Origin of the sequence: Chryseobacterium amylolyticum, assembly GCF_051011775.1 — a bacterium.
Classification (GTDB): domain Bacteria; phylum Bacteroidota; class Bacteroidia; order Flavobacteriales; family Weeksellaceae; genus Chryseobacterium.
The window spans coordinates 1-22,743 of sequence record NZ_JBPCHX010000010.1; the positions used below are offsets into that span (position 1 = coordinate 1).

14 protein-coding genes are annotated in these 22,743 nt (G+C 37.9%); 12 read left to right on the plus strand and 2 right to left on the minus strand.

What is annotated here, in order from left to right; translation table 11 throughout:
• Nucleotides 1–2,479: 2,479 nt before the first annotated feature.
• The 10 genes from ACR1PO_RS21485 to ACR1PO_RS21530 all read left to right on the plus strand — a co-directional run bounded on the left by ACR1PO_RS21485 (nucleotide 2,480) and on the right by ACR1PO_RS21530 (nucleotide 13,387).
• The gene (locus ACR1PO_RS21485; protein ID WP_332386059.1) at nucleotides 2,480–3,799 is read left to right on the plus strand and encodes a sigma-54-dependent transcriptional regulator; all 1,320 of its coding nucleotides are present in this window, start codon (nucleotides 2,480–2,482) and stop codon (nucleotides 3,797–3,799) included.
• Between the two features lie 353 nt (nucleotides 3,800–4,152).
• Nucleotides 4,153–4,230 carry a potassium-transporting ATPase subunit F gene (locus tag ACR1PO_RS21490; protein WP_077415921.1) on the plus strand — a complete coding sequence of 26 codons (78 nt, stop codon included), beginning with the start codon at nucleotides 4,153–4,155 and terminating at the stop codon, nucleotides 4,228–4,230.
• A 6-nt stretch (nucleotides 4,231–4,236) separates the two neighbouring features.
• Nucleotides 4,237–5,931 carry a potassium-transporting ATPase subunit KdpA gene (gene kdpA, locus ACR1PO_RS21495; protein WP_433988121.1) on the plus strand — a complete coding sequence of 565 codons (1,695 nt, stop codon included), beginning with the start codon at nucleotides 4,237–4,239 and terminating at the stop codon, nucleotides 5,929–5,931.
• Between the two features lie 158 nt (nucleotides 5,932–6,089).
• Complete coding sequence (gene kdpB, locus ACR1PO_RS21500; protein ID WP_332386057.1) at nucleotides 6,090–8,129, plus strand: potassium-transporting ATPase subunit KdpB; 2,040 nt, start codon at nucleotides 6,090–6,092, stop codon at nucleotides 8,127–8,129.
• Nucleotides 8,130–8,139: 10 nt separating this feature from the next.
• Nucleotides 8,140–8,697 (plus strand): potassium-transporting ATPase subunit KdpC, encoded by a 558-nt coding sequence (kdpC, locus tag ACR1PO_RS21505; protein ID WP_433988122.1) that lies wholly within the window; start codon nucleotides 8,140–8,142, stop codon nucleotides 8,695–8,697.
• 103 nt (nucleotides 8,698–8,800) lie between these two features.
• Nucleotides 8,801–9,850, plus strand: coding sequence for a porin (locus ACR1PO_RS21510; RefSeq protein WP_433988173.1), 1,050 nt, complete (start codon nucleotides 8,801–8,803; stop codon nucleotides 9,848–9,850).
• Nucleotides 9,851–9,906: 56 nt separating this feature from the next.
• A complete protein-coding gene (locus tag ACR1PO_RS21515; protein WP_374465125.1) occupies nucleotides 9,907–11,016 on the plus strand; it encodes a sensor protein KdpD in 1,110 nt (369 codons plus the stop codon).
• 5 nt (nucleotides 11,017–11,021) lie between these two features.
• Nucleotides 11,022–12,737: an ATP-binding protein gene (locus tag ACR1PO_RS21520; protein WP_433988123.1), complete on the plus strand. Its 1,716-nt coding sequence runs from the start codon at nucleotides 11,022–11,024 to the stop codon at nucleotides 12,735–12,737.
• Nucleotides 12,738–12,767: 30 nt separating this feature from the next.
• Nucleotides 12,768–13,226, plus strand: coding sequence for a hypothetical protein (locus ACR1PO_RS21525; protein WP_433988124.1), 459 nt, complete (start codon nucleotides 12,768–12,770; stop codon nucleotides 13,224–13,226).
• Between the two features lie 38 nt (nucleotides 13,227–13,264).
• A complete protein-coding gene (locus ACR1PO_RS21530; RefSeq protein WP_433988174.1) occupies nucleotides 13,265–13,387 on the plus strand; it encodes a type II toxin-antitoxin system RelE/ParE family toxin in 123 nt (40 codons plus the stop codon).
• Nucleotides 13,388–13,508: 121 nt separating this feature from the next.
• Here the strand turns inward: ACR1PO_RS21530 and ACR1PO_RS21535 are convergent, their stop codons facing one another.
• Entirely contained in the window at nucleotides 13,509–16,067 is a 2,559-nt protein-coding gene (locus tag ACR1PO_RS21535; protein ID WP_433988125.1) for a DUF7619 domain-containing protein, read from the minus strand.
• 102 nt (nucleotides 16,068–16,169) lie between these two features.
• Nucleotides 16,170–18,176 (minus strand): NAD-dependent DNA ligase LigA, encoded by a 2,007-nt coding sequence (gene ligA / locus ACR1PO_RS21540; protein WP_433988126.1) that lies wholly within the window; start codon nucleotides 18,174–18,176, stop codon nucleotides 16,170–16,172.
• Nucleotides 18,177–18,500: 324 nt separating this feature from the next.
• Between ligA and ACR1PO_RS21545 the strand changes: the two genes are divergently transcribed.
• Both ACR1PO_RS21545 and ACR1PO_RS21550 read left to right on the plus strand, forming a co-directional pair.
• Nucleotides 18,501–21,584 carry a TonB-dependent receptor gene (locus ACR1PO_RS21545; RefSeq protein WP_433988127.1) on the plus strand — a complete coding sequence of 1,028 codons (3,084 nt, stop codon included), beginning with the start codon at nucleotides 18,501–18,503 and terminating at the stop codon, nucleotides 21,582–21,584.
• Between the two features lie 106 nt (nucleotides 21,585–21,690).
• Complete coding sequence (locus ACR1PO_RS21550) at nucleotides 21,691–22,437, plus strand: glycerophosphodiester phosphodiesterase (protein ID WP_433988128.1); 747 nt, start codon at nucleotides 21,691–21,693, stop codon at nucleotides 22,435–22,437.
• The last annotated feature ends 306 nt before the right edge of the window (nucleotides 22,438–22,743 follow it).

Here is a 22,743-nt window from a genome sequence, read left to right on the forward strand (position 1 = left end):
AGCCCACCAGCGCCGATGGTACTGCTAACGCGGGAGAGTAGGCCGCCGCCAGTTTTTATTTTATTTTTAAAAATCCTTTATCATAACGATAAAGGATTTTTTTTGCTTTATACCCAAGACAGGCTTAAGCTATGAGTAATGAGTAATGAGTAATGAGTAATAATTGATGAATGATAAACGATACACCAATCACTCATTATTTATCATTCATCATTTATCATTCATCGTTTATCATTCATCGTTTATCATTCATCGTTTATCCCACGTTGTCACTCCGCAGGAGTCTAAACAAACCATTTTACATTTGAAATTATAGTTCATTATAAATCTTAAGCATCCAAAGCCTTTATAACCACTCAACTCTGGGACCCTGAAGCTCTGATAACTAAGCCTGGATTCCTGCGGAATGACATAATTGGAACAGGGTAAGACCATTGAGACAGAAGCATTATAACCCACGGTTTACAACTTTATAATTTATGGTATGGATTAAAACTCAGAAGCACGTACATACCACAGAACCCGTATCCCGAGTCTTGTAACATCATTCATCATTGATCTCTTATCAGTAAATGATGTACTGCTGTCATTATTACCGTTTATCATTCCCTCCACGTTGTCACTCCGCAGGAGTCTAAACAAGCCACTTTACATTTGAAATTATAGTTCATTATAAACCTTCATTCAAAGCCTTTATAACCACTCAACTTCGGGACCTGAAGCTCTGATAGCTAAGTCTGGATTCCTGCGGAATGAGACAACTAGAACAGGGGTAAGACCATTGAGACAGAGGTTATTTAAACTCACGGTGCATAACTCTTTATTGCTTCCATCCCAAATCCCAGAAATCCATACCCCGGAACCCGTATCCCGAACCCCGGTTCCATCATTAATAACTTGTCATTCATCGTTTATCATTTACCACTCATCACATACCCCCTTGTCACTCCGCAGGAGTCTAAACAAGCCATTTTACATTTGAAATTATAGTTCATTATAAACCTTCAACATCCAAAGCCTTTGACCACTCAACTTTGGGACCCTGAAGCTCTGATAGCTAAGCCTGGATTCCTGCGGAATGACACAACTGGAACAGGAGTAAGACCATTGAGACAGAGGTTATTTATAGCTCACAGTGTATAACTCTTTATTAGTTCCATCCCAGATATCAGAAATCCATACCTCGGAACCCGTATCCCGGGTCTTGTAACATCATTCATCATTGATCTCTTATCAGTAAATGATGTACTGCTGTTATTATTACCGTTTATCATTCCCTCCACGTTGTCACTCCGCAGGAGTCTAAACAATGGATTTACATTTGAAATTATAGTTCATTATAAATCTTAACCATTCAGAGCCTTTATGACCACTCAACTCTGGGACCCTGAAGCTCTGATAACTAAGCCTGGATTCCTACGGAATGACATAATTGGAACAGGGGTAAGACCATTGAGACAGAGGTTATTTATAACTCACGGTGTATAACTCTTTATTAGTTCCATCCCAAACCCCAGAAATCTATACCCCGGAACCCGTATCCCGAGTCTTGTAACATCATTGATCTCTTATCAGTAATGATGTACTGCTGTCACTATTACCGTTTATCATTCCCTCCTTTTGTCACTCCGCAGGAGTCTAAACAATGCATTTACATTTGAAATTATAGTTCATTATAAATCTTTAACCATCCAAAGCCTTTATAACCACTCAACTCTGGGACCCTGAAGCTCTGATAACTAAGCCTGGATTCCTGCGGAATGACACAAGTGGAACAGGGGTAAGGCCATTGAAACAGAGGTTATTTATAGCTCACAGTGTATAACTCTTTATTACTTCCATCCCAGATATCAGAAATCCATACCTCGGAACCCGTATCCCGAGCCTTGTCACATCATTCATCATTGATCTCTTATCAGTAAATGATGTACTGCTGTCACTATTACCGTTTATCATTCCCTTCACGTTGTCACTCCGCAGGAGTCTAAGCAAGCCACTTTACATTTGAAATTATAGTTCATTATAAATCTTAAGCATCCAAAGCCTTTATGACCACTCAACTCTGGGACCCTGAAGCTCTGATAACTAAGTCTGGATTCCTGCGGAATGACATAATTGGAACAGGGGTAAGGCCATTGAGACAGAGAGTACTTATAACTCAAGGTGTATAACTCTTTATTACTTCCATCCCAAATCCCAGAAGCACGTACATACCACGGTACGCGTATCCCGAACCCGGTTCCCATCATTAATAACTTATCATTCATCATCATAGCCCCGATAGCAATGGTTACCCCGCAGCAAGCGCTGAGACCCTCCGGCTTCGCTCAGGGTGGCAGCGCAGGCGCGAGGAGTAGGAATGGATAGCGGGAAAAAGCTCCTAAACTTTAGAAGCTGATCAGCTAACTATTTCCTTGTATAACCCTGTTTTACTCAAATAATTTCAATAAGTTTGTAGTGGTTTTCTAAAATAATTATAATGTCAGGAAACATTCTGATCATCGATGATGAGATCAAACTCCTTAAATTGCTAGGAATGATCCTTTCCCAAGAGAATTTTAATGTAAAAGAAGCTTCTACAGCGCGTTCGGCAATGACGATGCTGGAGCAATATGAATTTGATGTTGTTCTGAGCGATGTGCGCCTGCCTGATGCTTTTGGAGTAGAACTGGTAAAGTCCATTAAAAGTAAATATCCGCAGCTTGAGATTATTTTGATGACGGCATTCGGGAATATTACGGATGCTGTACAAGCCATGAAGAATGGTGCTTATGACTATCTGGTGAAAGGAGATGATAATGAGAAAATAATCCCATTGGTGTATAAAGCTCTTGATAAGGTGAAAGATAACAAATCGAGAGTGGTTCAGCAGACTGCAACGAAAGGATTTGATCAGATTATAGGTAAATCACCACTAATTTTACAGGCTAAAAAGCTGGCAGAAAAGGTAGCTCTGACGGATGCAGCCGTACTTCTTACCGGAGAAACCGGAACAGGAAAGGAAGTCTTTGCGAGTGCCATTCATGAGGGAAGCGACAGGAAGAAGAACAGCTTTGTAGCCATCAATTGCTCTGCATTCAGTAAAGAGATTCTGGAAAGTGAGCTTTTTGGTCATAAGCAAGGCGCTTTTACAGGCGCTATAAAGGATAAAAAGGGATTGATCGAAGAAGCTAATGGTGGCACTTTATTCCTGGATGAAATTGGTGAAATGCCAATAGAACTTCAGGCAAAATTGCTCAGAGTTTTAGAAACCAGGGAATTTATCAAAATGGGAGAAACGAAAGTTTCCAAATCCGACTTTAGGTTAATTGCTGCTACCAACAGAGATCTGGTAGATGAAATACAGCAAGGGAATTTCAGAGAGGATCTTTATTTCAGATTAAATGTCTTTGAGATCACACTTCCGCCATTAAGAGAACGGAAAGAAGATTTAAAAGCACTGGCTAAGAATTTTATTGATCTCTTTTCTCATAAGCTTCACTTATCCTCAATCCAGGTAACTCCGGATTATTATAAAGCACTGGAGAAAAATGAATGGAAGGGAAACATACGTGAATTGAGAAATGCGGTAGAACGTAGTTTGATTTTAATGGATAACAATATCCTGGATGCAGACAGTCTTCCTCATTATTCGGAGAAATTACCTGAAAACGATTCTTTCAGTATCCGGTCACTGGAAAAAATACATATCCAAAAAGTCTTACAGTATACAAAAGGGAATAAAGCGGAAGCAGCCCGGTTACTTGAGATCGGTATTGCTACATTATACCGTAAGCTTGAAGAATACGGATTAAAATAAACCGATTATCATTTTAATAAAGAGCCTATCATTTTGATAGGCTTTTCTGTTTTTATACAGGGAGGTTTTTGAGTTTAATTAATTGTAATTCAATTGTTTAAATGTTTGTTTTTTAAAATGGAATTTCTTTTGGCATATAGTCTCTGAATAAAATATTTAAAAATGACAATTTCAAGAAAAACGTTTAAAAAACGGGAGCATTCGACTTTTAGTCTGCTGATTGTATCGTACGTATTGTTGACCCTTTTAACCCTAATAATTAAGATATGATGCTGATAAGTTTAATTCTGCTTTTTGCAGTGTTGTTTTGGCTTTTATATAAATCAGTTGAATTTTTTGATAGAATATAAATTATGTGGAGTTTATTTTTCCTCTCAATACTTGCCTTTGTGTATATCTGTTATGTTTTAATAAAACCTGAAAAATTTTAATCCATCATGAATACAGAAATATTAGGCATCATAGCAATGTTTGCTATTACTTTAGTTATCGGAATATTTTTAGGGAAATACATAGCTAATGTCTACGGATACAAAAAAACTTTTCTGGATCCGGTTTTTGAGCCCGTTGAAAAGTTAATTTATAAAGTTTCAGGGATTAATCCTGCCCGCCAGATGAACTGGAAACAGAATATGTATGCCATGCTGGCGATTAATCTGATCTGGTTTATCATTGGTTTTCTTCTTTTGCTGAATCAGGCGTGGCTTCCTTTAAATCCTGACGGAAACCCGAATATGTCACCTGATCTGGCTTTTAATACGACCATTTCATTCTTGGTTAACTGTAATTTACAGCATTACTCAGGAGAAACAGGGGTAAGTTATCTGAGCCAGCTTTATCTGATGTTTTTACAGTTTGTTACTGCAGCAACGGGAATGGCGGCAATGGCTGTTCTTTTCAAAGCTTTTAAAGAAAAAACAAGTACGGAACTGGGTAACTTCTACGATTTCTTCACAAAATCGATGATCAGAATCCTGGTTCCTATAAGCGTAATTGTCGCTCTAATCCTTTCTATCAACGGAAGTCCGATGACTTTTGAAGGGAAAGATCATATTATAACACTTGAAGGCCAGAAAGCAGACGTTTCCAGAGGTCCAGTATCTGCGTTTGTTGCCATTAAACACCTGGGAACCAATGGAGGTGGATTTTTCGGAGCGAATTCAGCACACCCGCTTGAAAATCCCAATTATATGACCAATATGACAGAAATGGTTACTCAAATGATCATTCCGTTTGCCTTGGTATTTGCACTGGGTTTTTATCTGAATAAAAGAAAGCTTTCATGGGTAATCTTTACGGTAATGACGGTCGGTTTTCTGGCGCTTACCATTCCGAATATTGTGAATGAAACAGGAGGAAATCCTCTGATTACACAAATGGGAGCAGATAACAGGCTAGGAGCTATGGAAGGAAAGGAAATCCGTTTCGGAAGTGCAGCATCCGGGTACTGGAGTATCGCTACTACTGTAATTTCTACAGGATCTGTGAATGCGATGCATGACAGTACAATGCCTCTTTCGGGGATGAATGAGCTGCTTGCCATGATGATCAACTGTTTTTATGGCGGCTGTGGGGTCGGAATTCTTAACTATTTCATTTTTATCATTCTCGCCGTGTTCATCAGTGGTCTGATGGTGGGAAGAACCCCGGAATTTATGGGTAAAAAGATTGAAGCCAAAGAAATGAAAATTGCAATGATTGTGGCTTTATTTCATCCTTTCTTAATTCTTGCAGGAACAGCTTTAACGGCTTATCTGCCGGAATTCGGAACAAAAACATTGAATAACCCAGGTTTCCATGGTTTCAGTGAAATGCTGTACGAGTTTACTTCTTCTGCAGCCAATAACGGATCCGGATTTGAAGGATTGGGAGACAATACCCCTTGGTGGAATATCTCAACGGGAATTGTACTGTTACTCTCAAGATTTATCCCGATTATAGGACCTGTTGCAATCGCAGGATTATTGGCACAGAAGAAATATATCCCGGAAAGTTCAGGAACACTGAAAACAGATACCGCTACTTTCGGATTTATGACCCTGGCGGTGATTTTACTGATTGCAGCACTGTCTTTCTTCCCTGCATTGACATTAGGGCCTATTGCAGAGCAGATTCAGTACTTCTCAAAATAAATGTGAACATTAAAAATTAAAATCAATATTCAACCATTAAGGAAGCTGGTCTGACACTTACTGAAACGTTCACTTACTATTATCCATATCTATCCTTATGATCCGGCAGACCTTGATGGTTACTATTGATTTACAATGATATAAACTCTTTCAAAAAAATGAAAAATCAGTCGCAGACATTATTTCAAAGAGATTTGGTCAACGAAGCGATAAAACAGTCCTTCGTAAAACTGAACCCGAAAATTATGTTTAAAAATCCGGTAATGTTCCTGGTAGAAATCGGAACCGTTGTCATGTTTATCGTAAGCATGTTCAGCCTTACCGGTGATAAAACCCAGGGAAGCTTTTCCTATAACTTTTTAGTATTTATTATTTTATTTTTCACCGTCTTGTTTGCCAACTTTGCAGAAGCTATTGCAGAGGCAAGAGGAAAAGCACAGGCTGATACCCTCAGAAAAACAAGGGAGGAAACTCCGGCCAGAGTAGTCCTTGATAACAAGCCGGGATTCCAGGTAGAAACAAGCCTGAAAATGTCTGCTGAAATGAAATTAGGTGATATTTTCCTTTGTGAAGCCGGAGATCAGATTCCGATGGATGGGGAGATCATTGAAGGTCTGGCAACCATTGATGAGTCTGCCATTACCGGAGAAAGTGCACCTGTGATCCGTGAAGCTGGAGGAGACAAAAGTTCTGTAACCGGAGGTACAAAAGTATTGTCAGACAGAATTAAAGTGAAAGTAACCACAAAACCGGGAGAATCCTTCCTGGATAAAATGATTGCCCTTGTAGAAGGGGCATCAAGACAAAAGACACCAAACGAAATCGCACTAACTATACTTTTAGCGGGATTCACGCTTACATTTATTATTGTTACCCTCACTTTAAAGCCTTTTGCAGACTATGCGCAGACTCCGATTACCATAGCGGCATTTATATCTCTTTTCGTTTGTCTTATTCCGACAACCATCGGGGGACTGCTTTCTGCAATCGGGATTGCGGGGATGGACAGAGCATTGAGAGCGAATGTGATTACCAAAAGCGGTAAAGCAGTAGAAACCGCAGGAGATATTGATGTTCTGCTGCTTGATAAAACCGGAACAATCACCATTGGAAACAGAAAAGCAACCCAGTTTCATCCTGCCAATGGAATTCAGATTGAAGAATTCATTAAAGCTTCCGCATTAAGTTCTGTAGCTGATGAGACACCGGAAGGAAAATCAATCATTGAACTGAGTGCTTTAAAAACCGAAGATTTATTGGTTTCCAATCCTACATATATTGATTTTACTGCGGAAACAAGAACTTCCGGAATTGATTTTGAAGAAACAAGAATCCGTAAAGGAGCTTATGATACGATAAAAAAACTGACTGAAAAAGCCGGCAACATCTTCCCGCAGGAAACCCAGGATGCGGTAACTAAAATTTCTGAAAACGGAGGAACACCTTTAGTTGTTGCCGTTAATGAAAAAGTGTGGGGCGTTATTGAGCTTCAGGATATCATCAAAACCGGAATCCAGGAGCGCTTCCAGAGACTGAGAAAAATGGGTGTAAAAACGGTAATGGTAACCGGAGATAATCCTCTGACCGCAAAATTTATCGCAGAAAAAGCCGGGGTAGATGATTTTATTGCCGAAGCCAAACCTGAAGACAAGATGAATTACATCAAAAAAGAACAGCAGGAAGGTAAGCTCGTAGCGATGATGGGAGACGGAACCAATGACGCTCCGGCATTGGCTCAGGCAGATGTAGGTGTGGCCATGAACAGTGGAACTCAAGCCGCTAAAGAAGCCGGAAACATGGTAGACCTGGATAATGACCCTACAAAACTGATTGAAATTGTGGAAATCGGGAAGCAGCTATTGATGACAAGAGGAACGTTGACAACTTTTAGTATTGCGAATGATGTAGCGAAGTATTTTGCGATTATTCCCGCACTCTTTATCACTTTTATTCCTTCCCTTCAGAAGCTGAATATTATGAACCTTCACAGTCCGGAAACAGCCATATTATCAGCGGTTATTTTCAATGCAGTGATTATTCCGTTCCTGATCCCGCTGGCACTGAAAGGAGTAGCTTATAAGCCGATCGGAGCAAGTGCATTGTTAAGAAGAAACCTTTTGATCTACGGTTTGGGCGGGGTAATTGTTCCATTTATCGGGATCAAAATCATTGATCTGATAATCAGTTTATTCTATTAAAATTTTAAAAATGAAAAATCATATTGTTTCAGCATTCAGATTAACGCTTGTAATGCTGGTGGTGACAGGACTTTATCTGGCTGTAGTATACGGAGGTTCTAAAATACTTCCCAACAAAGGAAACGGAGAAGTTATTTATGACAAAGGGCAGAAGCTTTATGCCAATATCGGACAGGAATTTAAATCTGAGAAATACTTTCATGGCCGTCCTTCTTCCGTTAATTACAATGCAGCAGGAAGCGGTGGAAGCAACAAAGGTCCAAGTAACAAAGAATATCTGGAGATTGTACAGAAAAGGATCGATACTTTGAAAACGGATAATCCTGAAATGGGGAATACAAAAGTCCCTGTAGAGCTTGTTACAGCAAGTGGAAGCGGGCTGGATCCGGATATTTCTGAAGAAGGGGCACTGTATCAGGCCAAAAGAATTGCGAAAGTGAGAAACCTTTCCGAGGAACAGATCAGAAATTTAATTAATACTCAGACGGAAAAGCCGCTGTTAGGCCTTTTCGGACCCTCAAAAGTGAATGTTCTGAAGCTTAATATTGCTTTGGATCAATTAAAATAATAAATTAATAATCAAATAATCATGTCAGGGCTTTAAACCTTGACATGGTTAACATACCTTAATAAAAGTGAAAAAATATTTAGCTATAGGAGCCGTATTGGGAATGTTTTTCTCCAAAGCACAGTCATCAGATTCATTGAAAACAGGAAATAAAGTTACATTTTCCGCGTATGCAGAACTGTTTTATACCTACGATTTTAATGAACCCGGAAATCATATGCGTCAAAATTTTCTCTACTCATATAACAGACATAATGAAATGAATCTTAACCTGGGATTGGTTAAAGCCAATTACCAGAGTGAGAATATCCGTGCCAATATAGCTTTAATGGCCGGCACGTATGCACAGGATAATATGGCAGCTGAACAAAATGCATTACGGTACGTGAATGAAGCCAATGTAGGAATCAGAATATCAAAAAATAAAAACTTATGGATTGATGCAGGGATTATGCCTTCCCATATCGGCTGGGAAAGTGCTATTGGGAAAGATAATGTCAATCTGACAAGAAGCTTAGCTGCAGAGAACTCTCCGTATTTTGAAACCGGAGCCAAAATTTCCTACACTTCAGATAATGGAAAATGGTTGGTAAGCGGATTGGTATTGAACGGATGGCAGCGTATCGCAAAGGCTGAGGGAAATCAGAGTATTTCTTTTGGTCACCAGGTAACCTATAAACCCAATGATAAAATTACCCTGAACAGCAGTTCGTTTATTGGAAATGATAAAGCAAAAGAGGATAAAAGAATGCGTTATTTCCATGATTTGTATGGAAGTTTCCAGATAACGGATCAGTTTTCTGCGGTATTAGGATTTGATATCGGAGCGGAGCAGAAATCAAAAGGAAGTGAGCAGTACAACATCTGGTACAGCCCGAATGTTCAGATGAAATATCAGTTGGACAGCAAATGGGCCCTGGCAGGAAGACTGGAGTACTACAATGATAAAAACGGAGTGATTATCAGTACTGAAACACCTAACGGATTTCAGACTTTCGGATACTCTCTCAATGTAGACTATGCAATATTCAAAAATGTTGTTTTCCGTACAGAAGCGAGAGGTTTAACTTCAAAAGATGCCATTTTTGCTAAAAATGATGAATTTAGAAAAGGGAATTTCTTCATAACATCAAGTTTAGCGGTCTGGTTTTAATATCGGTTCAGCCACAGAAAATAGTGCTTAAAGTAAAATTAAAAAGAATTAAATCAATGTCATCAGCAAAAGATTTTTTAGAACTGATTCAGAAGTCCCGCAAAGGAAAATTCAAAATTTATATCGGGATGAGTGCAGGGGTAGGAAAGAGTTTCCGTATGCTTCAGGAAGCTCATTCCCTTTTGCGAAATGGCATTGATGTAAAGATTGGCTATATCGAAACCCATGGAAGGGAAGAAACTGAAGCTCTGGTGGAAGGTCTTCCGCAAATTGAAAGAAAATCGGTTTTTTATAAAGGAAAGAACCTTGAGGAAATGGATCTTCAGGCCATTATCAACGAGCATCCTGAAGTCGTGTTAGTAGACGAGCTGGCCCATACCAACGTAGAAGGTTCCAAAAATAAAAAAAGATGGCAGGATGTATTGGAAATTCTTGATAACGGGATCAATGTCATCAGTGCCATGAATATTCAGCACATCGAAAGCCTGAATGAAGAGGTCAAAAAAATAACTGGAGTAGAAGTGGCAGAGCGGGTTCCGGATAAGATACTGGCACTGGCAGATGAAGTGGTGAATATTGACCTTACGGCTGATGAACTGCTGACCCGCCTGAAAGAAGGAAAAATCTATAAAAAAGAAAAAATTCAGACAGCGCTGAGTAATTTCTTCCAAAGCGGGCATATTCTGCAGCTTCGTGAGTTAGCTTTAAAAGAAGTAGCCACTCACGTAGAAAGAAAAGTGGAGACAGAAATCAAAACCGAGAATTTTAAACCTATAAAATTCCTGGCCTGTATCAGCAGTAATGAAAAAATTGCCAAAACAATCATCCGCAAAACAGCAAGATTAGCCAGTTATTATAACAGTCCGTGGACGGTTTTATATGTTCAGAAGCCCTCAGAAAATCCTGAAAAAATTGCTCTGGATAAGCAGCGGTATTTGATTAATAATTTTAATTTAGCACAGGAATTAGGTGCCAAAGTAGTCCGTATCAAAGAGAGCAGTGTTCATAACGGAATTCTGGAATATGTGATTGCCCATAATATCACAACGGTCTGCATTGGGAAACCTCATGCAAGGTTCTGGCAGCGGCTCCTGGGATACAGCTGGATCTATACCCTGATGAACAGGCTGAATGAAAGACAGATAGATATTATTATTTTATCATAAAAATAATGAAACTTAAAACGAAACTTACCTTAGGCGTGGGCCTTTTATTTCTGCTGATCGTTCTGCTTTCAGTGATAGGTTCTGTATATATCAATAAATTAAAATCCGATACTGAAAAGATCCTTACGGCCAATTATAACAGCCTGGAGTTTTCTAAAAATATGTTTCTGGCGCTGGATAATATCAGTACAGACAGTACCGTTGCAATAGCAGATTTTCAGAAAAACAATAAACTTCAGGAAAAAAACCTTACAGAATTTGGAGAAAAAGAAGCTACGCAAAACCTGAATCTTCATTTCAACAGTTATCTGAAAGCTCCGGATACCAATAAAGAAAAGCTGATACGAGAAGATCTGGCCAAGATTATGTCTTTGAATATGAAAGGGATAGAACGGAAGAGTGATATTGCGATTATTACTGCAGAAAACGCTACTTTCTGGATCGTAAGTTTAGGAACTGTATGTTTTCTGATTGCTTTTATTCTGCTTTTCAATTTACCACAAACCATCGCAGAGCCTATCAATCAATTGACCTTCAGTATCAAACAGATTGCCGATAAAAACTATAGTGAAAGAGTTCATTTCAAAGGAAGCGAAGAATTCAACAGTCTTGCAGATTCCTTTAACAGCATGGCGGAGAAACTTCAGGAATACGAAAGCAGCACACTTTCCAAACAGCTGATGGATAAAAAACGGATTGAAACCCTGGTTAATAACATGCATGACGCAGTTATTGGTCTGGATGAGAATCATTTTATCTATATGATCAATGATGAAGCTTTGAAAATCACCAATCTTCACAAAGAAGAAATTATCGGAAAAACAGCTCATGAAGTTGCTGTTAATAACGATCTGATGCGTGAACTATTGAAAAATATAGATCATCCGGTAAAAGATCCGATTAAAATTGTGCGTGATAACAAAGAAAATTATTTTGAACAGGACATCATCCCGATCAATATTGTAAAAACTGGTGAAAAAGAAAAAAAATATATCGGAAAGGTAATTCTGTTAAGAAATATTACCCCTTTTAAAGAGCTTGATTTTGCCAAAACCAATTTTATAGCAACCATTTCCCATGAACTGAAAACTCCGATTTCAGCTATCAAAATGGGGGTACAGCTTCTTGGAAACCAAAAGTTCGGAGCGCTGAATGAGCAGCAGCAGGAACTGCTGAAAAGCATCAATGAAGACGGACAGCGCTTACTGGATATCACAGGCGAGCTGCTTAATCTTTCCCAGGTAGAATCCGGAAACATCAGACTGACTGTTGAGAAATGTTCTCCAAAAGAAATCGTACAGGCTGCTGTAAAGAATGTTGAAAAGCTTGCCGAGCAGAAAAACATTTCCATCAGTACAGAATATCTTCTCGAAGACAGCGATGCTGTGACTGCTGATTTTGATAAAACCGTCTGGGTAATGAATAATTTTTTAACCAATGCGGTAAAGCACTCTTTTCAAGATGAAAGTATTAAGATTGTAGTTGAGAAACTGGATTCTTTCATTCAGTTCAGCATCATTGATACCGGAAGCGGGATTGATGAAAAATACCACCGCCAGATCTTTGACCGCTATTTTCAGGTTCCCGGAGAACATCAGAATGGAACTGGCTTAGGCTTGGCAATCTCAAAGAATTTTATTGAGAAACAGCATGGAGAAATAGGAGTGAAGAGCTCTTTGAATAACGGAAGTACATTTTATTTCAGACTGCCGGTTTCATAAGGTTATGTTATATTTGCGATAAAAATAAAAATGAGAAAAACTTTTGGATTCTTATTATTTTCAATGGTACTCAGTATTCAGATCTCTGCTCAGACCTTCACCTTAGAACAGCTTAAAGGTTTCAACCAACTTACCATGGATGAGTTTAAAAAGGAAATGAAGCAGCTGAAATTCAGATTTTATGACAGAACTGAAGGCCTGGGCTTTGTTTTAACAGAATATGATTCCTCGGACTATACCTCGAAAATAGGAAAGTTTGAATATACTGAAGAAAAATCACAAGACAGTATTGAATTTACTTTTAAAGATAAAAAAAATTACAACGAGTATCTTAAACTGATGCTGGCAGCCGGATATAAGGAAACAGAAAAAGGAAGGATCATTACCAAAGAACCCTATGTGGATTACCACAGGAATAACGAACATATCAGACTGATCTTGCCAAAGACAGGAGAAAGTTCACCATATACTATTATTGTTTTTAAGTAAATAAGTCTAAAACTTTTAGTATTCAACTCAATAAGCTGATCTTATATAATGTAAGATTACTGGCAGATCACCCTGCCATTGGAAGAAAGACAGATATTGAAAATGTAAGGGTAAAAATAGTAAGAGATTATCTGATATTTTATGAAGTTTCCAGCTTCTGAATTGATTATATTTCAATCTGGGATGGAAGAAGAGAAAATAGGAGTGAATAAATACATTTACTTTGTTGAAATAAAAAAGCTGCGAATAATTTTCGCAGCTTTTTTTATAACATTCGTGAGATTACTCTTTGATAAACTTCTGTACAATTGCTTTATCTTTCATGAAAACTTTAAGAATATAATTTCCTTTTGAAAGTTCAGAAACAGGAATTGAGTTTCCATTTACATTTGTTGAACGGATAATTCTTCCTGCTGCATCATAGATTTCAGCTTTTATAATTTCATTTTTAGATTGAATATGTAAAATATCTCTTACCGGATTCGGGTAAACAGCAATACCCGTATTTTCCTTATTGGCTTCTGCTGTTGCTAATACATTCTGAACGCTTGTTGTATAGGTATTGGTAATAATCGGATGATTGTAATCAAAATAAATTTTCGCAGTATTACTGAAGCTGTCTCCAGGATTTAAGGTAGATTTTGTTTTGATTTTAAACGAAACATAGCCGTCATTATGCGCGTCATCAAAAGGCAGTTGGATGTTTTCAAAGATGAATTCTACCGTATCCGGATTGGTAATTCTTGTTACAAAATTATGGCTTCCGTTTAATGCAACCAGGGAAGAAATATCAAATTTAGTAATGTCAATTTCATCTTTCACCACAATATTCTTTGCGTTTGCTGTTCCTGTATTTTCAAACCTGATCAGATAATGTACATAATCTCCTACCTGGGTTTGGGTAATTGTAGTTCCTTCCAGACAGGTTTTATCATTCGGGTCAAAAGAATTGACAACCGTTTGATTTAATGCAAAATTATTGTCAGCAGGTGTTTCATCAGCAGCTCCATTGATTTGTGCGGTATAATGTAAAACATCATTTCCATTAAGTGGTGGAGTTTGTGTTGGTGTATTTAACTTCAGCGTTACGGTAATTTCTTTGGTTTCAAAAGGGAGAAGATTCGTGAAACTCCAGTTCAGTGTTCCGGAAGATTGAGAGCTTGGAGATGTCGTTGCAGACTGATAGACCATTCGGGTATGATCAAAATTAAAAGCTATATTTCCGGATTGTGTTCCTGTTCCTTTGTTTTTATAAAAGATTTTATATTGAGTATCAAATCCCGGAACTGCTGCCTGCATAGGAATAATAACAATTTCCAGATCATTATGGGTACCATTTGCTGTTAAACAAAAGTTCTGTGTATAAGGACTTACCTGTGTTGGGAAATTGGTAGTGAATGAAGGTGGCGTAATATTAAAATAAGAAGGATTTTCCAATATAGGAGAGATAGTGTTCGTTCCGTATATCAGAGGGAAAGAATAAGATCCGAACGCATCTGAAATGGCCATGTTTTGCCCTAAAATATTGAATTTTTGAAAAGGTCTTATTATGTCATTAATGTCGCATCCATTTGTGTTCATGTCATATCTTGTTTTACCCTGAAGGATAAAATAAGAGCCTCCTGGTGTGAAAGAACAATAAGAATTTACAACAGCATTGGGCTGATTATAGGATGCTAATTGCGATATTATATAGTTAGTCTCTATAGGGTCAGTGCATACATATTGCAGTTGTGGTGTATTTGAAAAGCCAATGCCAAGATAATTATGCTTTCCGTTTTTAAGATTTAAAGTCTGTAAAGTAAGATTATTATCAAGATCAGCAATATCCAGAATAGTCTGCTTTGATAAATCAATATTCGTAAGCGAATTATTCATTACCTGAATACCTTTTAAGCCTTTTGCCTGATCAAATGCAATATTAGTTATATGATTATTATTGGCATATAAATAACCTAAATTTGGATTATTATTAAGTGTTAATGTAGTAAGCTGATTATTGTAAATATAAAGCATTCCAATCAGAGGGCTTGAGCTAAAGTCCAGACTTGTGATTTGGTTGTCGTTAGCAAGAAACATTACCAATCCGGTATAAGGGGTTACGTCAAAAGTCTGGAAAAGATTGAAGCTTATACTTAAATAGTTTACTAAAGAAGGATTAGGAATCGAAAGACTGCTTAGTTTATTACGAAATAATTCTAGCTTTTTCAAAGCTGTATCTCCGGCAAAATTAATACTTGTTAGAAATTGGTTTTGACTAACATTTACTTCTTCCAGAGCAGGGAGATTACTTAAATTTAAAGAAGTCATCGTTGAATTCTCCAATGATAATTTTGTAAGATTAGGAAGTCCAGAAATATTAAACCCACTAATGTTGGAAACAGAAATTTCTTGTACCGAAGTATTCTGGATATTTATAACGTTTCCCGCGCTGCCAATTTGTGCGGTATTTATAGCATTGCAGTTTTCAATCGTTACGTTACCTACTGTTCCGCCTGAAAAAATTAATTTTTGAAGATGAGTATAATTACTGAAAACCAGATCAGAGGATATATCAGGATTTGTTAGTTTTAGCTCAGTTAAATTTGGAAATTCAGTAAGTACTGATAAACTTGTAATAGCATTTGAAAGATCAGATAGATTTATTTTATAAACCAGCGAAGCTTCCGATAGTTGAATCTGTCCATCATTATTTGTATCCAGAGTAATAACGTTTCCGTTAGAATCCCTTGTTGCTCCGTAAGTAAACAATTTTGTTTTCAGATAGGTGTCGACATTTAACGTCTGAGCCTGAAACTGTGCAAACAGAATCATCAAAATGATTAAATAGATTTTTTTCATGGTTTAGTTTATTCTTTTTTTTATTCTTTTTATAGAATTGATTGCAAAAATAAACCATTAAGACAATATCTTAATGGTTTATTTAATATTATTTTGATTTTATTACTGTTTCTCAATCAGATCCAGAAACTGCTGCTCATCCAGAATCGTAATTGTCCCGATATCCTGGGCTTTTTTCAGCTTGCTTCCTGCCTTTTCACCTACCACAAGATAGTTGAGGTTTTTAGAAACGGCAGAAATATTTTTTCCGCCATGCTTTTCTACCATCTCCTCAGCTGCTTCTCTTGTGAATAGAGATAATTTTCCGGTAAAAAGGAACGTTTTTCCTTCCAGAACATTGGATAGAACTTCATTCGTGCTTTCTCCTTTTTCAAGCTGTACACCATAAGATTTTAACCGCTCGATCATCAAAATGTTTTCAGGATTCTGGAAAAAATCAACGATGCTTACTGCAATTTTATTCCCGATATCTTCCACCTGGCAAAGTTCTTCAATGGTAGCGTTCTTTAATTCTTCAATCGTTGGAAAGTTTTTCACCAGTTTTTTGGCAACTGTTTCCCCTACATGCTTAATTCCGATTCCGTACAAAACTTTTTCAAAAGGAACTTCTTTGGATTTTTCAATTCCTGTGATGATGTTCTGGGCAGATTTTTCAGCCATTCTTTCCAACGGAAGAAGCTGTTCTTTCGTTAAAACATAGAAATCTGCAGGATTTTCAATCAGTCTCTCCCTGTACAGCTGTTCAATCGTTTCACTTCCCAGATTGTCAATATTCAATGCTTTTCTGGAAACGTAGTGGATCATTCTTCCTACGACCTGTGGCGGACAGTGAAGCTCGTTCGGACAGAAATGAATCGCCTGATCTTCAATTTTTACCAGCTCGGTACCACATTCAGGACAATGTTTGATATATTCAATTTCTTTGCTTTCTTCCGTTCTTTTATCCGTGTTTACCCCTACAATTTTCGGGATAATTTCACCTCCTTTTTCTACATAAACAAAATCATGTTCATGAAGATCCAGCTTTTTAATGATATCTTCATTATGCAGAGAAGCTCTTTTTACGATCGTTCCGGCCAGTAAAACGGGTTTAAGGTTGGCAACAGGAGTGATAGCACCGGTTCTTCCCACCTGATAAGAGACACTCTGAAGTTCTGTCTCTACTTTTTCTGCTTTAAATTTGTATGCCATTGCCCAACGGGGAGATTTCGCTGTATAGCCAAGCTGTCTCTGCTGCTGCAATGAATTCACTTTTAAAACAATTCCATCTATTTCAAAAGGAAGGTTATGGCGTTCCGTATCCCAGAATGTAATAAATTCCTGTACTTCAGCCATCGTTTTACATAATTTGGCCTGCTGAGACGTTTTAAATCCCCAGCCCTGCGCTTTCTGAAGCAGCTCCCAATGGCTTTCAGCAGGAACTTCATCAGAAATAAACTGATACAATACAGAAGAAAGTCCGCGTTTTCTTACCTCAGCGCTGTCCTGCATTTTCAGACTTCCGCTGGCTGTATTTCTTGGATTCATGAAGGGGTCAAGACCTTCTTCCTCACGCAGTTTATTGATTTTATCAAAGTTTTTTCTGGTCAGATAAATTTCGCCACGCATAAAAAACTGAGCAGGGAAATCACCCTTTAAAGTCAAAGGAATATCTGAAATGGTACGTACATTCGGGGTAATTTCATCTCCCTGGAAACCATCACCACGGGTCACAGCCTGTGAAAGTTTACCGTTTTCATAAAGAATAGAAATGGAAGCACCGTCATATTTCAGCTCAGCAACAAATTCTACCGGATCGTCAATCGTTTTGATGATTCTCTTTTCCCAGTCTTCAAGATCGTCAAAATCGTAAGAATTGTCCAGAGAATACATTCTGAATTTATGCTGAATCGTAGGGAAAACCTTGGTAACACCACCACCTACACGTACCGTAGGAGAGTTTTCATCATAAAATTCAGGATATTTGGCTTCCAGATCCTGAAGTTCCTGCAGAAGCATGTCGAACTCAAAATCCGTGATTGTGGGAGTATCCAGTTGGTAGTAGTTTTCATTATGCTGATGAAGCTCTTTGCGGAGCTGTTCTATCTTTTGTTGAATGTTTTCAGACATTGCTTTTCTATCTTTTGAGCAAAAATAACTAAAGTAATCGCATTTAAAAAATAACAGAATAAAATAGTACAGGAAAATTAAAAATGCTTAATATGCTTTAACAGATTGGTTCTCTATAACATAAAACATATGTTTAAACTAATTTAACATAACGTTCTGATTTAATTAAAAAAATGTTAAAACTTTCTTAAACACCCCGCTCTTAAAGTCAAAATACCTTTGCACATCTGATTGAAAGAAACCTCAAAATGATCTATCATCGTGAAAATCAAAGAGGTTTCCGGGCTAACATCAAAAAATTAATAATATAGATCTTCGGAAGAAATGAAAAAAGTAAAGATTGTACTGGGATTATTGTTTTTAGGGCTTGGGACAATGGCTTATGCACAGACCACACAAGCTTCTATTGTAGGGAAAGTTACCGGACCGGGAAGTACGGCTCAGGAAAAAGTGAAAGTAACGATCGTGAATGAGTCTACAGGATTCAGAACGGAAACGGAAACCAACTCAAAAGGGGAGTATATTTTTAAGGAAATTCCTTTGGGAGGGCCTTACACCGTCATTGTAAATGATGATAAAAAAGAAGGGTACAATGTGAACTTCGGTGATCAGGTGACAGTCAATATGGATCTTGGCAATGAGAAGCATATTGAAGAAGTAAAGATCACCGGAAACCTTAAAAACAAGATCGGAAACCTGGGAGCAGCTACCGCAATTTCTGCCAAGAACATCAGTATGCTTCCTGTAAACGGACGAAACTTTACCAACCTTACGGAACTGTCACCTTTAAGTGGAAAAGGAGGAAACCTTTCCGGGCAGCTTGGATCTTCCACCAACTTTACCATAGACGGGATGACTGCAAAAAATCCAACCTCTGCAGGATCTACTACCAGCCGAAGCGGTGCACCGTTTTCAATCTCTATTGAAGCAGTACGTGAATTCAAAATCACCACCAACCAATATGATGTTACATTGGGAAGAAGCGGAGGAGGAACGGTAAGTGCCGTTACCAAATCGGGAACCAATACGTTTTCAGGAAGTGCCTGGGAATATTTAAGAACCAACTGGCTTTCCAGCCCGTATGACATCAGGGGGAACAAAAGAGATAATGATTTCTCTACTTCCCAGTTCGGGTTTTCATTAGGAGGTCCGATCATTAAAAATAAGTTGCATTTCTTTGTAGCATGGGATCATCAGTTGGATTCAAGACCTTTGATAATTGCTGATATCAAGTCTCCGGATGACGAGAAAAGATTCAATACAACAACACAGACACTTAACCAGTTTCTGGATATTGCAAGGGCAAAATACGGGGTAGGAAACAGTCCGCAGTTCGGAAGCTTTGATAAAGTGAGAAACTCTGATGCCGGATTTTTACGTTTAGACTGGCAGATCAATGAAAAACATTTATTAACGCTTAGAAATAACTTCACCTACGATCTTAATAAAAACGGATTGGGGGATAACACCAATATCAACTTCTTTGAATCTTACGGAAATGACAAAAACCTTGATAACAGCTTATTGTTAACATTAAGATCAAACCTTCAGCCTAATCTGACCAATGAATTGAAGGCTCAGTATCTTTATACTTTCCAGGACAGCTATCAGAACAATCAATTAGGAAAACCGGTTCCGAGAGCAATTGTTGAAGGTGTATCTTCCAGTGTGGGGTCTACGAATATCCAGATCGGGGGACATCGTTTTGCTCAGGAAAGCTTCAGAAATAATGTATTCCAGATTGTAGATAACTTATATTACAATACAGATAAGGTAAAATATACGTTTGGGGCTGACCTTATGTATACAACGGCAAAATCAGTATACGGAAGTGAGGTGAACGGAAGATTCCATTTCCAGGGGATGAGTAATTTTGACACCATGACGCCTTACAGATTCTACAGAGAAGTTCCTTTGGTGGCTGATCCGTCTGTAAGATCAAACATATGGAACATCGGTCTATATGGACAATTCCAGACGAAAATTGCAAAAGGTCTTGATTTAATGGCCGGTTTAAGATTAGATTACGGCGGTTATCCGAAAGCAAAATTCAACCAGAAACTGTTTGATGAAATGGGAATCAGAACCGATAATCAGATCAAATCATTTGTCATCCAGCCAAGATTTCAGTTTGACTGGAACATCAATGAGGAAAATAAAGACTTCCTGAAGTTCGGTGCCGGAATTTTCTCTTCCGATATCAACAACTATATGATTATTAACAACCTTGTATTTGATGGGAAACACTTGGCTACAGTGGATGTAACAGGTAAAGATGTTCCGTTCCCGGATTTCAACAGTTACAGGAACGATTATAATTCTGTGCCTTCACTTTCCCAGTATCAGATTCCAACCATCAACTATACCGGTAAGGATGCAAAAATCCCGATTGTTTATAAAGCAAATATTTCATATACCCATTTCTTCAATGAAAGATTCAGAGCGGGAATTGCAGGATACATGGCTCTGGGTAGAAATAATTATTTTTATTACGACAGAAACATGGTGGCCAATCCTTTCTTTACCTTGGCTAATGAAGACGGAAGAGGAGTATTTATCCCTACAGGAGCTATTACCAATAATGCCAATAATAGTGTAAGCTTTGACTGGAAACAGGGAAGAATCAATAAGAATTTCGGAAGAGTACTGGAATTGGTGAGTGATGGTAAAGTAAATCAGTTCTCATTCGTAATCGATACAAGTTACCGTTACTGGAAAGACGGAGAAATCACAGCAAGTTACACATGGTCTGATATTAAAGACAATACTTCTTACAACGGAAACGTAGCCAACTCAGCGACATTGTCTACCATGATCCAGAGTGATCCGAGAGATCTCAGAATGACCTATTCAGACAACCAGTTCAGAAACAAAGTAGTGATCTACGGTAACTCTCCAACCATTGCAGGATTTACATTAGGGATCAGGTATTCGGGAATCGGAGGGACGCGTTTCTCAGCAACCACAGGAGGAAATATCAACGGAGACTTCGTAGATTCAAATGACCTTGCTTTTATCTTCCCTAATCTTACCAAAGCCATTCTGGATGATCCGCAGGTAGGGCAGGCCCTGAAAGATTATATCAATGAATATAACGGAAGAATCGCAGAGCGTAACGGAGGTAAAAACGGATTCTACGGAGTTTGGGACGTACGTGTTGCCAAGAAAATTAAATTCGATAAAGTCGGAGCTTTTGAACTTTCTGTGGATATCTTCAACGTAGCCAACCTTCTTAACAAAGAATGGGGGGTAAACAAATCATACTCAAATACTTCTTTGTATAAAGTAACCAAGTTCAATAAAGATACCATGCAGTACGAATACACCAAAAATGTAAGCGGAGGTGGTTTGGTTCCTTTGACAGGAAATCCTTATCAGATCCAGATCGGTGCAAAATATACTTTCTAACTTCTTTTGAGCCACGGAAGACATAAAGGTTTCCGTGGTTCAATTTTTAATAACTACCTTTATCAGAAAGTTTCAGGACTTTGTTTTTAATAATCTAAATTATATTATGAAAAATTTTATCTTAGGGTTAGCAGTTTTAAGTACAGTTATGATGAAAGCACAAACCCAGATCATCGCCCACAGAGGATATTTCCAGGCTCAGCCTCCTACCACGGAAAATTCACTTCAATCGTTGGAAAATGCCCAGAAATTAAAAGTATATGGGTCTGAATTTGATGTAAGAATGACAAAAGACGGTGTATTGGTGATCAATCATGATGAGCACCATGGTAAAATGGAAATTTCAGAAACCACTTTCAAAGAACTGGAAGCATTGAAATTATCCAACGGAGAAAATTTTCCTACTTTAAAAGATTACCTGAAGCAGGGGAAAAAAGATAAATCTCTGAAATTAATTGTTGAAATTAAACCTGCCAAAACTCCGGAAATAGAAAATGAAATCACGGAGAAAACAATTAAAATGATCAGGGATATGAAGCTGGAATCTCAGAGTGAGTTTATTTCTTTCAGCCTGAATATCTGTAAGGAAATCAAAAAACTGGCTCCATCCTTTAAAGTTCAGTACCTGAACGGCGAGCTGTCTCCTGAGCAGATTAAAAAAGAAGGATTGGACGGAATGGATTACCACTACAGTGTTTTCCAGAAGAACCCGACATGGATTGCTGAAGCAAAAGCTTTAGGATTAATTACCAATGCCTGGACTGTGAATGATGTTGCCGTATATGATGAGCTGAAGAAACAGGGAATAGGGTTTGTAACAACCAATATTCCTGATCAGTTAAAGAATAAATAAACAGATTTAAAATCTTCAGAATATAACAACTGAAGGACAAAGTATTCCCCTCCTCCGGAGGGGTGTCAAAAATTCGAAGAATTTTTGACGGGGTGGTTTAATTATACCCCCAGCTAAATCAATTACAATCATAATTTACACAGTCTGACTCTTAAAAAAGGGGTCAGACTGTTCGTTTTTGGAACTTACCCCTTATTTTTTTGTAGGAGAAAATTTGCTATTTAATGTATGTTATAATATTGTAAATCAATCATTTGTGTGTTTTGTGTGGTATTATCTCAATGCAAGACAATAAAGATACATAAA

Coding starts and splice junctions, on each gene's coding strand:
- ACR1PO_RS21485 (WP_332386059.1), top strand. CDS start 2,480: ATGTCAGGAAACATTCTGATCATCGATGATGAGATCAAACTCCTTAAA.
- ACR1PO_RS21490 (WP_077415921.1), top strand. CDS start 4,153: ATGTGGAGTTTATTTTTCCTCTCAATACTTGCCTTTGTGTATATCTGT.
- kdpA (WP_433988121.1), top strand. CDS start 4,237: ATGAATACAGAAATATTAGGCATCATAGCAATGTTTGCTATTACTTTA.
- kdpB (WP_332386057.1), top strand. CDS start 6,090: ATGAAAAATCAGTCGCAGACATTATTTCAAAGAGATTTGGTCAACGAA.
- kdpC (WP_433988122.1), top strand. CDS start 8,140: ATGAAAAATCATATTGTTTCAGCATTCAGATTAACGCTTGTAATGCTG.
- ACR1PO_RS21510 (WP_433988173.1), top strand. CDS start 8,801: ATGTTTTTCTCCAAAGCACAGTCATCAGATTCATTGAAAACAGGAAAT.
- ACR1PO_RS21515 (WP_374465125.1), top strand. CDS start 9,907: ATGTCATCAGCAAAAGATTTTTTAGAACTGATTCAGAAGTCCCGCAAA.
- ACR1PO_RS21520 (WP_433988123.1), top strand. CDS start 11,022: ATGAAACTTAAAACGAAACTTACCTTAGGCGTGGGCCTTTTATTTCTG.
- ACR1PO_RS21525 (WP_433988124.1), top strand. CDS start 12,768: ATGAGAAAAACTTTTGGATTCTTATTATTTTCAATGGTACTCAGTATT.
- ACR1PO_RS21535 (WP_433988125.1), bottom strand. CDS start 16,067: ATGAAAAAAATCTATTTAATCATTTTGATGATTCTGTTTGCACAGTTT.
- ligA (WP_433988126.1), bottom strand. CDS start 18,176: ATGTCTGAAAACATTCAACAAAAGATAGAACAGCTCCGCAAAGAGCTT.
- ACR1PO_RS21545 (WP_433988127.1), top strand. CDS start 18,501: ATGAAAAAAGTAAAGATTGTACTGGGATTATTGTTTTTAGGGCTTGGG.
- ACR1PO_RS21550 (WP_433988128.1), top strand. CDS start 21,691: ATGAAAAATTTTATCTTAGGGTTAGCAGTTTTAAGTACAGTTATGATG.